Source organism: Pantoea sp. M_10, from assembly GCF_008631515.1.
GTDB classification, from domain to species: domain Bacteria; phylum Pseudomonadota; class Gammaproteobacteria; order Enterobacterales; family Enterobacteriaceae; genus Pantoea; species Pantoea anthophila.
Window position 1 is genome coordinate 389,639 of record NZ_VWUL01000004.1, and the last position, 12,494, is coordinate 402,132.

Genomic DNA, 12,494 nt, shown 5'->3' on the forward strand with positions numbered 1-12,494 from the left:
ATTATAGTGAACACGATCACCCTTTCAGCCCTTGGTGGGTGCGGCCTGCGACGATCGGGGATCTCTTAGGATCTCTATATGATCTATTAAGGATCGTTTTTTAGGATCGGGTCACTGTATAAGTGGATAACTTCCTCATTCGCTTATGCTTCAGAAGCGTTCAGGCTGCATCTCGTCTCTCTTCACATTTCGCGCCGGAAGCCGGTTCGCAGCAATACTGCCACCTGCATTCTCGAAAAATAAACAACTTCCTCACTATTATTCATTTTTCATCATCAACTTCAGCGCGTATCGTCTTTTCATCACTGAAAGAATAAGGAAAGGGCACCATGACTGAACATGTACTCTCACGCAATCCGGCAACCGGCGAAATTCTGGCTCGTTATCCTCTTCAGAGCCCTGCAGAACTTGAACAGGCACTGACAAAAAGCGCCTCTGCCTTTGCCCTGTGGCAGCTTAGCAGCATGGACGATCGCGTTCGTGTCCTGCGTCAGCTGGGCGAACAGATCCGACTGCGGGAAAACGATCTCTCCCGCACCATTACCCTCGAGATGGGCAAACCGATTGCTCAGGCGCGCGCAGAGGTTCTGAAATGCGCGAACCTATGCGACTGGTATGCTGAACATGGCCCGGCTATGCTGGCCGATCAGCCGACGCAGGTTGCCGATGCCTGGCAGCGGTTTCGTCCTCTGGGCGTCATCCTGGCGGTGATGCCGTGGAATTTCCCGCTGTGGCAGGTTCTGCGCGGTGCAGTAAGCATGCTGCTGGCCGGGAACACCTACCTGCTGAAACACGCGCCAAACGTCATGGGAAGCGCCACGCTGATGGCGGAACTCTTTGAAGCAACCGATCTGCCAGCTGGTGGCTTTAACCTGATTAACGTCGACAATGATGGGGTCTCCGTCGCCATCAGGGATGACCGGATTGCCGCTGTTGCGGTGACCGGCAGCGTACGGGCAGGTGCCGCCATTGCCGCACAGGCGGGCGCAGCACTGAAAAAGACCGTACTGGAACTGGGCGGATCCGATCCCTTTATCGTACTGGCAGACGCCGATCTTGATGAAGCCGTGAAATCAGCCGTCATCGGACGTTTCCAGAACACCGGACAGGTCTGTATGGCTGCCAAGCGCTTTATTGTGGAAGCGCCAATCGCAGAAGCCTTTGAAAAACGCTTCACCGCAGCCGTGCAGGCCCTGACCATGGGCGATCCACTGGACGAAAAGACGTTCCTGGGCCCGATGGCACGCGCCGATCTGCGCGATGAACTGGATGGTCAGGTTAAGGCGACACTGCGTGAAGGCGCCCGTCTGGTACTGGGCGGCGAGAAGGTAGCAGGGGAGGGGAATTATTATGCTCCGACTATTCTTGCCGATGTTACGCCTGCCATGACCGCTTTCCGAGAGGAGCTGTTCGGCCCCGTCGCCGCCATTGCGGTCGCACGCGATCCACAACATGCACTGGAGATCGCCAACGACAGCGACTTTGGCCTCAGCGCCACCGTCTGGAGCGGTAACGAAGCGATCGCCGATCAGCTGGCACTGCAGCTGGAGGTCGGGGCCGTCTTTGTGAATGGCAACGGCGCATCCGATCCGCGTGTCACCATCGGCGGCGTGAAAAAAAGCGGGTACGGCCGTGAACTGTCACATTTCGGCGTACATGAGTTCTGTAACGTCCAGACCGTGTGGAAGAATCGCCGCTAAGCGTTACTGTGCAGCCGGAAGATAGGCAGGTGCGGGTCTGGAACCCGCACTGAGCGGACGCAGCAGCCGATGCGGAGCAAAAGCACTCAGCATCGGTGAAGCTGTTCCGCTCAGCATCGCCTCTGCCACCAGCCTGCCCAGCAACGGGGCAAGGGTCATCCCGCTATGGCTGACCATCAGGTAGACACGTGAAGCATCACTGATATACCCCAGCGCAGGCAGTCCATCGGACGGCCGCGACCGCTGTCCCGTTGCTATCCGCTCAATCCTCGCGCCCTCACACTGCCTGAAAAGCCGCTGCAGGCGTCGCAGCATCTCTTTTCCAATCAGCCCATCAGGAGAAGCCGGACGGGCCGGATCGGCGTGCTGATCCAGATCCAGTGCCTGCAGCATCAGACGACCCGCGCCATCCGGGCGCACATTCAGTTCCGGCGTAATCAGATTGCAGTTGAGCGAGACAGGTAACGGCTGCGTCTGTGCCAGAAAACTGCAGGCAACAGGATCGGCCCGGTTCGCATTGGTCATCGCCAGTTGCAGCCCGCACTGGCTCATCAGTTCCGGGGCCCAGCGGCCGGAGGCCAGCACCAGCTGATCCCCCTGCCAGGTTTCACCGCTGGCCAGGGTAAGCTGAACATCGCGGTCTGATTCGGTCAGCGTGGTCACCTCATTGTTGCAGACCAGCTGGCCACCACTGGCCCGCAGGTCGGCTATCAGAGAGGCGATAAACAGGCTCGGATAGAGCAGGCATTCCGAAGGAAAAAACCATCCCTGCTGAACGCGGGGATCGAGTCGAAGCTCCGGCAGTGCGCTCAGCAGCGCGGCACGATCGCGGGTTTCGACGGGATAGTGCAGGGCGGAGAGTTTCGCGGCTCGCTGCTCCAGCTGACGCTGAGTGGCTTCATCGCTCGCCCACTCCAGCGTACCGGTTTCCAGCAGCCACTGTGGCGATGACGGGTGTGCAGCCTGCCAGCGCTTGTGTTCGTCAATCGCAGCGGCATTAAGCTCATGGTAACGGGCGGGATCTTTGCCGTTGGCGTTAACCCAGGCATAGCTGATCTGGCTGGTGCCGCAGCCGGGAAGGTTTTTATCAAAGACCGTCACCTGCGCGCCGCGGCGGGAGAGCGACTGTGCAACGGCTAAACCCAGCACGCCGGCACCGATAACGGCAATACGTTGTGGCATAGTTGGCTTCCCCGGAATGAAGATCGGCGGGCGAGGGTCGCCCGCCGGGTCAGTTCACTATTACGGAGCCCGGAAGTGCCGTCAACTCTCCTGTCAGGCCGTCACCTCATCAAACCAGGCGGGCACCGGATCGGGCAGGGTGACCCACTGCTCCGGTCCCATCGCCATCTCCTCAGGGGTCAGCAGCGCCTGTTCCAGCGCGTCCCGTATATGTGCCTCGTCCATCTCAATACCGATAAAGACCAGCTCCTGACGTGCATCCCCGACGCCTTCCTGCCACTGTTCAGCGATGAAGTTAAGGGTGTCCGCATCCTGCGGCCAGTCGGATCGTGGCACGCTGACCCACCAACGTCCGGCGTAACCCTGGCGCGCTACCGCGCCCGCCTGTGACCAGAGCGCCGCATAACCCGGCCGGCTGGCGAGCCAGAAATACCCTTTAGAGCGGATCACGCCCTCCAGCTGGTGATTGACCACCTGCCAGAAGCGCGCCGGATGAAAAGGACGACGGGCACGCCAGGCAAAACTGCGAATTCCATACTCTTCTGATTCCGGCTGATGCTCACCGCGCAGCGTCTGCAGCCAGCCGGGAGCCTGCGCGGCCCGGTCGAAATCGAACCGGCCGGTGTTGAGCAGCGTCGCCAGCGGAACCTGCCCGAATTCGCTGTTTACGATGCGGGCATGGGGATTGAGGGCCCGCAGCATGCCCTGCAGCTGATGCAGCTCCGCCGGGTTGAGCAGATCCGTTTTGTTCAGCACCAGCAGATCACAGAACTCGATCTGATCCACCAGCAAATCCACCACCGCGCGCTCATCCTGCGCGCCCAGCGACTCGCCGCGCGACTGCAGATCGTCCACCGAACGGTAGTCGCGCAGGAAGTTAAAGCCATCCACTACGGTGATCATACTGTCCAGCCGGGCATAGGCGGAGAGGCTTTCACCCTCTTCATCCTCAAACGTAAAGGTTTCCGCTACGGGCAGCGGCTCCGAAATACCGGTGGATTCAATCACCAGATGGTCAAAACGTCCCGCCTGAGCCAGCCTTTTTACCTCTACCAGCAGATCTTCACGCAGCGTGCAGCAGATGCAGCCGTTACTCATTTCAACCAGTTTTTCATCGGTGCGCGACAGCTGCGCACCGCCGTTACGCACCAGGGCCGCGTCAATATTCACTTCAGACATATCATTGACGATGACCGCGATGCGGCGTCCTTCCCGGTTGTTGAGAATATGGTTAAGCAGGGTGGTTTTACCGGCACCGAGAAAGCCGGAGAGAACCGCAACGGGGAGACGCGGATCTTCTGATGTCAGGGTGGAAAGTGGCATAGTATTACCTGTAATGAGTGACCAATTGATATGTTATAACATAACATTTATGGCGCTCTTTTCAACCGGGACGCAAAAAAAGGAGAGGTCATGCAACAACTCATGCTCGTCCCGCGCCTGATGCCTGACGTCAGGCGTGGCGAAAAAACCTCGACGGTGCGCTGGCAGGAGGGCGAGATCGTCACCGGTCCGCTGAGGCTGGTCAATCAGCAGAATGCGGCGGACTCGGTGGTGGTGTGGGTGACGCGGATCGACACCCTGCGGTTATCCGATGTCGCCGCCGCACTGGGAAAAGAGGCAGAGTGGCCGGATGCGGTGCTGCTGGCGGGGATGCGTGAGCACTATCCGGCCATCACGCTGGCGTGTCAGGTGCAGCTGATTACCCACCTGACGCCCGAACAGAGTCAGTCTCTCCTGACCGCAGGGTGATCAGTGATTCTCAATAATCATCATCGCCAGCGTATCCGCTTCCAGTGCGCGGAAAAGATGAGGTTCGTCACCCGGATAGGTAATGTAATCCCCGACGTTCAGTTCGACCGCCGTATCGACCGGCCCGACCAGCGCCCGGCCGCGGGCAATAATAATATGCTCGACCGTATTGGGATTATGCGGATGTGAAACGCGCTCGCTGCCAGGCTGAACCTCCAGCAGGTAGATATCACGCCGGGCACCGGGAGGACAGGAAGCCAGTAAAATGGCCTGATAATCGGCCAGCTCAGCGGTCACTGACAGGCCTTCTCCTCGGCGGATCACCTGCAGCTGACGGGTGTCCGGCTCCATCAGGCGCGAAAAGGGGATGTTCAGCGTCACGCAGAGTGACCACAACGTTTCAATGCCGGGATTGCCCACACCGGCCTCCAGCTGTGACAGGGTCGATTTGGCAATCCCGGCACGGCGTGCCACTTCGGCCAGCGACAGGCCTGCCCGCTGACGTTCCCGCACTAATGCACTGGCGATAATGCTGATAGGGGTATTCACTTGCACTCCTGACAGATGCAATGTTTTTTATATCGAACGAAACGTTCGACTTGTAAATCGATTATAACGTGTTCATTATATCGGATTATATGTTCATTATGAGAGGGAGTGATGCTTTTTCCGCACATGCAGGTTCTGGACAAGGGGGTGATCAAAGCGATCTTTCTTGTCTGCGTCGCTGACGGTATTGTCGGTTTATCCTATGGCTCGCTGGCGTCTGCCGACGCATTCCCGCTCTGGGTGCCGCTGGCCCTCTCAACGCTGGTGCTGGCGGGGGCGTCAGAATTTCTGTTCATCGGCATCGTAGCCGGCGGAGGCAGTCCCTTTACCGCCGCCGCGGCGGGCCTGCTGGTGAACGCGCGTCACCTGCCGTTTGGCATCGCGGTCAAGGATCTGGTGGGTCAGGGACCACGGGGCTGGTTTGGCTGTCACATCATGAACGATGAAAGCGTGGTCTTTGGCATCTCTCAGCCGCAGCTGGCTCAGCGGCGCTGCGCATTCTGGCTGTGCGGCATCGGTATCGGGCTGATCTGGCCGATCACCGTGATGACCGGGGCGATGATTGGTCAGTTCATCCCCGATATCTCGGTCATCGGGCTGGATGCAGTGTTTCCGGCGATTCTTATCGCTCTGATCTTCCCGGCGCTGCGGCAGCGACGCACCCGGATCCCCGCCACCGTTGGCGCGCTGCTGTCACTGGTGGCGACGCCGCTGGTACCGGCAGGCATGCCGGTGCTGTTTTCGCTGCTGGGCCTGCTGACATGGAGATCGCGCAAATGACGCATCAGGGAACCCTCATCGCAGGCATCGCCCTGCTGGCCGCCGGCACCTGGCTGATGCGTTTTGCCGGTGTCAGGCTGGGCAACCGTCTTCCTATCAGTGAGCGCTCACAGCAGATGCTCTCCGATGCTGCAACCATCCTGCTGCTGGCGGTGGCCGCGACCACGACGCTGTTTGAAGGTCACCATTTTGCCGGGGTGGCCCGGGTAGCCGGAGTCGGCTTTGCCCTGCTGCTGGCCTGGCGTCGGGCACCGCTGATTATGATTATTCTCGGAGCGGCGGCGATGACGGCGCTGCTGCGGTTTCTCGGTGTGCCCTGACGACGCGGGACTCCTCAGACCGAAAAAAGGGGCGGGGCGTTGTATTCGGATCTGGGATCACGGCATGATGATCCTTTACCTCCTGACAGGAAGTTTTCCATGCCTCGTCCGTTACAGATAGGTCTGCTGCTGTTCCCTGAACTCACCCAGCTTGATCTGACCGGTCCCTGGGAAGTCTTTGCGCGCACGCCCGGCGTGGCGTGCCATCTGATCTGGAAGGATAGTCAGCCGGTGCGATCCGATCGTGGCCTGTCGATTGTACCGACCACCACCTTTGAAGCCTGCCCGCCACTGGATGTGATTTTTGTGCCCGGCGGGCCGGGCCAGATTGCGTTGATGTCGGACACGGAAACGCTGGACTTCCTCCGGCAGCGAGCCGGTGAGGCGCAATGGGTCACCTCGGTCTGCACCGGTTCGCTGGTGCTGGGGGCCGCCGGATTGTTACAGGGCTACCGGGCCACCTCACACTGGGGTTCCCTCGATCAGCTGGCTCTGCTGGGTGCGCAGCCGGTGAGTGAGCGGGTGGTCCGGGACCGCAATCGCATCACCGGAGCGGGCGTGACTTCCGGCATCGATTTTGCCCTGACGCTGGTGGCGGAGATTGCAGATGACGCGACAGCCAGAGCGATTCAGCTGCAGATGGAGTACGATCCCGCGCCGCCCTATAACAGCGGTTCTCCGCAGAGTGCTCCCCCTCAGGAAGTCGAAGCAGCCCGGGCGAAGATGGCGACGTTTATCGCCACGCGCCGTGCGGCCACCGAAGCGGCAGCAGCGCGGCTACAGGCTGATCAGTTTGCGCACGCCGGGGATACGCAGCAGCAGCAGTGACAGTGTCATGCTGAATATCAGGGTCAGGGCGATAACCAGCAGCTTATCGCCCAGCGTCTCGATGCGGATCGCTGCGGCCAGCAGTCCAAAAATCAGATAGTGCAGGATGTAAACACCCGTCATGGTCTTTCCCAGCGTGGTCAGCAGCGGCGTCACCCACCGGGCGCGCGCCGGCAGCCGGATGGCGTTGATGCTGATGACGATCAGTATCACCAGCAGATAAACCTGTGAACCGGTCAGCAGCACCTCGTTGCTGGTCGCCAGGAAACGCGCAATAAAGTAATACCGCTCGTAGAGCCAGGTAAACAGGTAGACCGCAGGCAGCAGCAGCAGGCTGGTTTTTATCACCCGCGGTGAAGTGAAAAAGGGCATGACCGCCGGTGCGGCAATCAGCCGGCCCGACAGGTAGTAGAGCACCCATGTCCAGATGCGATACTGCGGCGGCAGTGAAAACAACCGCCTCTCCGGAGAGAGACTGGCAAGCAGGTCATAGGTGAACGCGAAAAGCAGCAGCAGAAAAATGAGTAACGCCATCACGCCCGGCCGCCGGACCAGCCGGTCGATCAGGGGATGCGACACATAAATCACAATCAGCGCGATCACAAACCACGGCTGAATCAGATACCCCTTGTGATGCATCCCGGCAAGCCAGAAAAAGCTGAACCAGAAGAGAAAGATCAGCAGAATGCGGCGAATCCTGCCGAGCTGCCACGCAGGGGTAGGCTGCTCACCCGCATCCATATAGCCGCTGAGCAGAAAATAGAGCGGCGTGGCGATGGTGGAGACGAAGCTCAGCACGTTGAGCGTCAGGCTGACATCGTAGTAGTAACGATCGTAACTCTGATAAAGCGTAAAAAACGACACCGCCGTGATGCAGGCCAGCGTCTTCAGCATCGCCAGCCCGCTCTTATTCACCCTGCGCCTCCTGCTCCCGACCGTGGAAGCAGCGATAGAGTACCGGCAGCACCAGCAGCGTCAGCACGGTGGCGAATCCCAGGCCGAAGATAATCACCACCGCCATGCTCTGGAAAAAAACGTCGCGCAGCAGCGGCAGCAGACCCAGTACCGTGGTGAAGGCGGTCAGCAGGATAGGGCGCAGGCGTGACGTCGCCGCATCAGTAATCGCCTGCTGCAAGGGTTTCTCCTGGCGGAACAGCCGGATCTCTTCAATCAGCACGATCCCGTTGCGGATCAGCATACCCGACAGACTCAGCAGGCCAATAAGCGCCATAAAGCCAAACGGAATGCCGGTGAGAAGAAAGCCACAGGTCACGCCAATCAAAGCCAGCGGCACCGTAATCCAGATAGCCACGGCGTCGCGCAGCGAGTTGAACATCAGCACGGTAATGATGAACATCGCCAGGAAGCCCACCGGCAGCGAACTGAGCAGGCCGCTCTGCGCTTCACGTGAGCTCTCCAGCTCGCCACCCCATTCCAGCCGGTAGCCCGCGGGCAGTCTGAGCTGATCGATCTGGGGCCGGACCCGGGCCACCACCTGGGCGGCGGTCAGCCCCGAAGCCGGATCGGGATCGGTCTGCACGGTCAGAACGCGCGTCCGATCGCGACGCATAATCAGCGGATTTTCCCACGCCAGCCGGAAGTCAGCGATCACATTGCTCATCGGCACAAAGTGCTGGAGCGCGGCGCTCCAGAGCTGGATATTCTCAATATGATCGACGCTCTGCCGCTCCTCATCGGCGGGGTAGAGCATTACCGGCATCAACCGCGAACCGTCACGGAAAAGGCCTACCGCGTCACCGCTGAAATTCATCCTCAGCGCCTGGTCAATATCCCGCTTATCAATGCCCAGCTCCTGCCCGCGCAGCGCCGAGTAGAGCGGGCGGAGCACCTTGCTGCGCTCCTGCCAGTCGTTACGTAGCGGGAAGGCTGAGCCATCAGCCAGGAAAATCGCATCCAGCTGGCTGCCGATATGACGCAGGACTTCAGGATCGGGGCCGATAACCCGCAGTGCGATCGCGCTGTCGCTGGCGCTGCCGAACTGAATGCGCTTAATGCGTGGCCTGACCTGCGGATAGTTCTGCTGGATAAACCTCTCGGTTTTCAGCGACAGCGCCTCCATCTGCCTGCCATCCTTCACCCTCACCATAATCTGAGCGAAGTTACTGTACTGGCGTGCGGCGTCATAGGTAAGCGTAAAGCGCAGCGCGCCCTGGCCGACGGTGGTTACCGTCGCCGCGACGCCCGGTTGCTGATTGATGAAGCGCGCAATGTCCGCTGCCGTCCCGGCGGTGTAGTGGATATCGGTGCCGTAGGGCAGCCAGAGATCGGTAAAAAAGATCGGCGTGCCGGAGGAAGGAAAGAAGTTCTGCTTCACCAGGGTAAAGCCATACAGCGACAGGGCTAACAGTGCCACCATCACCGTCAGTGTGGTCAGGCGAAAACGCAACAGACCACCCAGCGCCTTGCGATAGAGCCGGAAAACCACTCCCTGATAAGGCGCAGAGGCGGCGTTCTGCTCAGGCTGAATCGCACCCCGTCGCCGTTCACTCCAGTGGATAAACGCCGGCGTCAGGGTGAGGGCGGTTATCCAGCTCAGCATCAGGGAGATCAGCAGCACCTGAAACAGCGATTTGCAATATTCACCGGTGGAATCCTGCGACAGTCCAATCGGCGCAAAGGCAAGAATCGCGATGACCGTGGCACCCAGCAGCGGCAGGGCACTGCGACGCACCATGCGGGCAATGGCCTGTTGCAGAGGGCGGCCGCGCTGATGATCGATCTTTATCCCTTCCACCACCACGATGGCGTTATCCACCAGCATGCTGAGTGAAATAATCAGCGCACCCAGCGACACCCGTTGCAGCTCGAGATTAAAAAGAAGCATGATCAGAAGCGTACCGAGCACGTTAAGTGCCAGCGAGGCGGCAATCACCATGCCGCTGCGCAGGCCCATAAACAGCAGCAGCGTGCCCACCACGATGGCCAGCGCCATCAGAAAGTTGAGGATAAAGCCATCGACCGACTGCCTGACTTCGTGCGCCTGGTTATAGAAAACCTTCAGGCTGATCCCCACGGGGGTGTCCTGCTGATCCTGCTCCAGCTTCGCGGTGAGGGCATTGCCGACGTCGATCACATTGACGCCTGGCGCAAACGAAACGCCAATTGCCAGCGCCGCTTCCCCGTCAGCAAAGTAGAGGTTGGCCGGATTATCGGTCACGCCGCGTGTCAGGGTCGCGATATCACGCAGATGGAGATTCTGCGGACTGCCGGCGGGCAGAAGGGGCAGATCAGCCAGATCGTCAGGCGTCACCAGCTCGCCGGTGGGATGAAAGCGGATCGACTCGCTCTCAACCCGCAGCGCACCGGCACTGGCCACGCCATTGTTGCGGCTCAGCAGGTCCGCCACGCGCTGCGGCGTTATGCCGTAAGCGGTCATTTTGCTGGTGGAGAGCGCGATGCGGATCTCCTCCTGCTCAACGCCTGCCACCGCTACTTTCGCCACACCCGGCACCAGTACCAGATCGCGGCGCAGCTGATCGGCGTAGTTACGCAGCTCGCTGTTGGTAAAGTCTTTGCCGTGGATGACGAAGAAGTAGCCATACACGTCGCCAAAGTCATCATTGACCAGCGGCGCCTGCACACCAGGTGGAAACTGTCGGGCCGCATCGCCAACCCGGCGGCGCAACTCATCCCAGATTTGCGGCAGCTGATCGGCCAGATAGCGGGTGTGAATATTCACGGTAATCTGCGACAGGCCGTTGCCTGAAATGGAGGTGACGTTGTCCAGATAAGGCAGGCGTTGCAGCGCATTTTCCAGCGGCAGCGTAACCTCCTCCTCCACCTGCTGCGCGGATGCGCCGGGATAGTGGGTGACAATCACCGCCGACTTAATCGTAAACAGCGGATCTTCGAGCCGGCCAATATTCAGCAGGGCGTAGATCCCTCCCACGCCCAGTAGCAGAATGACCAGCCAGATGCGGACGGGCTTATCAAGAAAATGCGCCTGAATACCCATTATAACCCCCGCTCACGTTGCCAGATGCGCACCGCTTCACCCTGGCGCAGCTCCCCCACACCGGCGGCGACAATACGGTCTCCCGGCTTCAGCCCGCTCAGGATCTCAATGCCCTGAGCCGTCAGCCGCCCCGTGGTAACCGGCCTGTCAATGACGCGCAAGCTGTCGTCCGCCTCGTCGACCAGCCAGACGTGCGGTTGATTCGTCGGGCTGTGGTCCGGATTGAACACGGCGGCCACCGGCACCACCAGCCGCGGCTGGGCGACGGCATTCGGCAGATCATGCAGCCTGACGCGAACCGAGCCGCTGAGGCCGCTGACGCCCGGAAGATCGGCCGGACGCGGCATGGTCAGCACCACCTCCCAGGTCAGCGTCGCGGCGTTGGTCTGGCTGGTGTGCTCTTTGTACTGCGCGGTAAAAATGCGGCCCGGCAGGGCGTGAAACTGCACTTCGGGCTGATAGTGACGGTTCTGAACGTCCAGCGCGGAGAAGAGGGTTTCCGGCACGGTAAAGATAACGTCCAGCAGATCGGATCGCGTCAGCAGCGCAATGGGTTGCCCGGCGGCCACCACCTGATGATTTCGCGCCTGCACTTTTGCAATCACCCCGTCGAAAGGCGCGCGCAGGGTAAGAAACTGCAACTCTTCCTGCGCAATTTTCAGGGCCGTCGCGGCGGTGTCGCGGTTAGCTCGCTGCACGTCCATCTCTGACTTCGACACGGCGCTGCGCTGCTCCAGCGTGCGGAAACGCTGAAACTGCCGCTCTGCCAGTTGCAGCGCCGTCTGCCGGTCCCGCACCCGCAGCTTCGCATCGGCATCGTTCAGGCTGGCAAGAACCTGTCCCGCTTTCACCGCGGTGCCATCCCGGATATCGAGCTGAATTAACTGGCCAGGCCGTTTAAAGGCGAGATCGGTATTATCTCCGGCCTGAATACGCGCAGGAAAGACCCGGATATTTTGCGCCATGTCCGATTCAAGCGTAAAAACTTTAACGACGCGGGGCGGCGGCGCTTCCGGTTCTTTTTTTTCATCGCACGCTGTCATAAAGAAACAGCAGAGAAAAACAGAGATAACTTTGCGTTTAATCATTGTCTTCGCCTTAGCTGCAGATATTTCACGGCGGCACGATAAACACGAAGGCGTAATTCGCCCTGATGCTTTTCGCAACCGGGATAAAATAAAATTTGATATTCACTGTCTGCGTTTACCGCAACGGCAACAGGTTTGTGAATCCGTTTTATGCCGCCAGCTGCCTCACCACAAGCCAGGTCAGGAGGCCTGTCAGCGTCGTGGCGGTGACCGCGAAAATAACGAAACCGCAAAGCATGATAATGCTCTGTTTTTTCATCAGCGTTTCCTTTTTCAAGGCTGAATATAAGCCGAAGCACACTGCCTCAGATGACTTAAA

12 protein-coding genes are annotated in these 12,494 nt (G+C 59.6%); 6 read left to right on the forward strand and 6 right to left on the reverse strand.

Going from position 1 to position 12,494, the window contains the following annotated elements; translation table 11 throughout:
- Positions 1 to 329 precede the first annotated feature (329 nt).
- Complete coding sequence (locus tag F3I47_RS14340) at positions 330 to 1,700, forward strand: aldehyde dehydrogenase family protein (RefSeq protein ID WP_150029250.1); 1,371 nt, start codon at positions 330 to 332, stop codon at positions 1,698 to 1,700.
- Between the two features lie 3 nt (positions 1,701 to 1,703).
- On the opposite strand, the gene F3I47_RS14345 is transcribed toward F3I47_RS14340, so the two are convergent.
- Both F3I47_RS14345 and zigA read right to left on the reverse strand, forming a co-directional pair.
- On the reverse strand, positions 1,704 to 2,882 hold the full coding sequence (locus F3I47_RS14345) for an FAD-binding oxidoreductase (RefSeq protein ID WP_150029251.1): 1,179 nt from the start codon (positions 2,880 to 2,882) through the stop codon (positions 1,704 to 1,706).
- A 93-nt stretch (positions 2,883 to 2,975) separates the two neighbouring features.
- On the reverse strand, positions 2,976 to 4,205 hold the full coding sequence (gene zigA, locus F3I47_RS14350; protein ID WP_150029252.1) for a zinc metallochaperone GTPase ZigA: 1,230 nt from the start codon (positions 4,203 to 4,205) through the stop codon (positions 2,976 to 2,978).
- A 90-nt stretch (positions 4,206 to 4,295) separates the two neighbouring features.
- Between zigA and F3I47_RS14355 the strand changes: the two genes are divergently transcribed.
- A complete protein-coding gene (locus F3I47_RS14355; protein ID WP_150029253.1) occupies positions 4,296 to 4,634 on the forward strand; it encodes a hypothetical protein in 339 nt (112 codons plus the stop codon).
- Here F3I47_RS14355 and F3I47_RS14360 read toward each other — a convergent pair whose 3' ends face one another.
- Positions 4,635 to 5,183 (reverse strand): helix-turn-helix domain-containing protein, encoded by a 549-nt coding sequence (locus F3I47_RS14360; RefSeq protein WP_046102838.1) that lies wholly within the window; start codon positions 5,181 to 5,183, stop codon positions 4,635 to 4,637.
- A 111-nt stretch (positions 5,184 to 5,294) separates the two neighbouring features.
- Between F3I47_RS14360 and F3I47_RS14365 the strand changes: the two genes are divergently transcribed.
- The 3 genes from F3I47_RS14365 (at position 5,295) to F3I47_RS14375 (ending at position 7,111) form a co-directional block, all read left to right on the forward strand.
- Positions 5,295 to 5,963 (forward strand): AzlC family ABC transporter permease, encoded by a 669-nt coding sequence (locus F3I47_RS14365; protein ID WP_190311328.1) that lies wholly within the window; start codon positions 5,295 to 5,297, stop codon positions 5,961 to 5,963.
- A complete protein-coding gene (locus F3I47_RS14370; RefSeq protein WP_058957249.1) occupies positions 5,960 to 6,283 on the forward strand; it encodes an AzlD domain-containing protein in 324 nt (107 codons plus the stop codon). The genes F3I47_RS14365 and F3I47_RS14370 overlap by 4 nt, the downstream gene beginning before the upstream one ends.
- Positions 6,284 to 6,382: 99 nt before the next feature.
- Positions 6,383 to 7,111: a DJ-1/PfpI family protein gene (locus tag F3I47_RS14375; RefSeq protein ID WP_150029254.1), complete on the forward strand. Its 729-nt coding sequence runs from the start codon at positions 6,383 to 6,385 to the stop codon at positions 7,109 to 7,111.
- Here the strand turns inward: F3I47_RS14375 and F3I47_RS14380 are convergent.
- The 3 genes from F3I47_RS14380 to F3I47_RS14390 are packed head-to-tail and all read right to left on the reverse strand — an operon-like array spanning position 7,061 to position 12,130.
- Positions 7,061 to 8,026, reverse strand: coding sequence for an acyltransferase family protein (locus F3I47_RS14380; RefSeq protein WP_150029255.1), 966 nt, complete (start codon positions 8,024 to 8,026; stop codon positions 7,061 to 7,063). The two genes, F3I47_RS14375 and F3I47_RS14380, sit on opposite strands and share 51 nt — an antisense overlap.
- Positions 8,019 to 11,087 (reverse strand): efflux RND transporter permease subunit, encoded by a 3,069-nt coding sequence (locus F3I47_RS14385; protein ID WP_150029256.1) that lies wholly within the window; start codon positions 11,085 to 11,087, stop codon positions 8,019 to 8,021. Before F3I47_RS14385 ends, F3I47_RS14380 begins: the two co-directional genes overlap by 8 nt.
- Positions 11,087 to 12,130: an efflux RND transporter periplasmic adaptor subunit gene (locus F3I47_RS14390; protein ID WP_223812732.1), complete on the reverse strand. Its 1,044-nt coding sequence runs from the start codon at positions 12,128 to 12,130 to the stop codon at positions 11,087 to 11,089. The genes F3I47_RS14385 and F3I47_RS14390 overlap by 1 nt, the downstream gene beginning before the upstream one ends.
- Between F3I47_RS14390 and F3I47_RS22360 the strand changes: the two genes are divergently transcribed.
- A complete protein-coding gene (locus F3I47_RS22360) occupies positions 12,051 to 12,458 on the forward strand; it encodes a hypothetical protein (protein ID WP_223812734.1) in 408 nt (135 codons plus the stop codon). The genes F3I47_RS14390 and F3I47_RS22360 overlap by 80 nt on opposite strands.
- Positions 12,459 to 12,494: the final 36 nt, after the last annotated feature.

Coding starts and splice junctions, on each gene's coding strand:
- F3I47_RS14385 (WP_150029256.1), bottom strand. CDS start 11,087: ATGGGTATTCAGGCGCATTTTCTTGATAAGCCCGTCCGCATCTGGCTG.
- F3I47_RS22360 (WP_223812734.1), top strand. CDS start 12,051: ATGTCCGATTCAAGCGTAAAAACTTTAACGACGCGGGGCGGCGGCGCT.
- F3I47_RS14390 (WP_223812732.1), bottom strand. CDS start 12,130: ATGACAGCGTGCGATGAAAAAAAAGAACCGGAAGCGCCGCCGCCCCGC.
- F3I47_RS14365 (WP_190311328.1), top strand. CDS start 5,295: ATGCTTTTTCCGCACATGCAGGTTCTGGACAAGGGGGTGATCAAAGCG.
- F3I47_RS14345 (WP_150029251.1), bottom strand. CDS start 2,882: ATGCCACAACGTATTGCCGTTATCGGTGCCGGCGTGCTGGGTTTAGCC.
- F3I47_RS14375 (WP_150029254.1), top strand. CDS start 6,383: ATGCCTCGTCCGTTACAGATAGGTCTGCTGCTGTTCCCTGAACTCACC.
- F3I47_RS14340 (WP_150029250.1), top strand. CDS start 330: ATGACTGAACATGTACTCTCACGCAATCCGGCAACCGGCGAAATTCTG.
- F3I47_RS14370 (WP_058957249.1), top strand. CDS start 5,960: ATGACGCATCAGGGAACCCTCATCGCAGGCATCGCCCTGCTGGCCGCC.
- F3I47_RS14355 (WP_150029253.1), top strand. CDS start 4,296: ATGCAACAACTCATGCTCGTCCCGCGCCTGATGCCTGACGTCAGGCGT.
- zigA (WP_150029252.1), bottom strand. CDS start 4,205: ATGCCACTTTCCACCCTGACATCAGAAGATCCGCGTCTCCCCGTTGCG.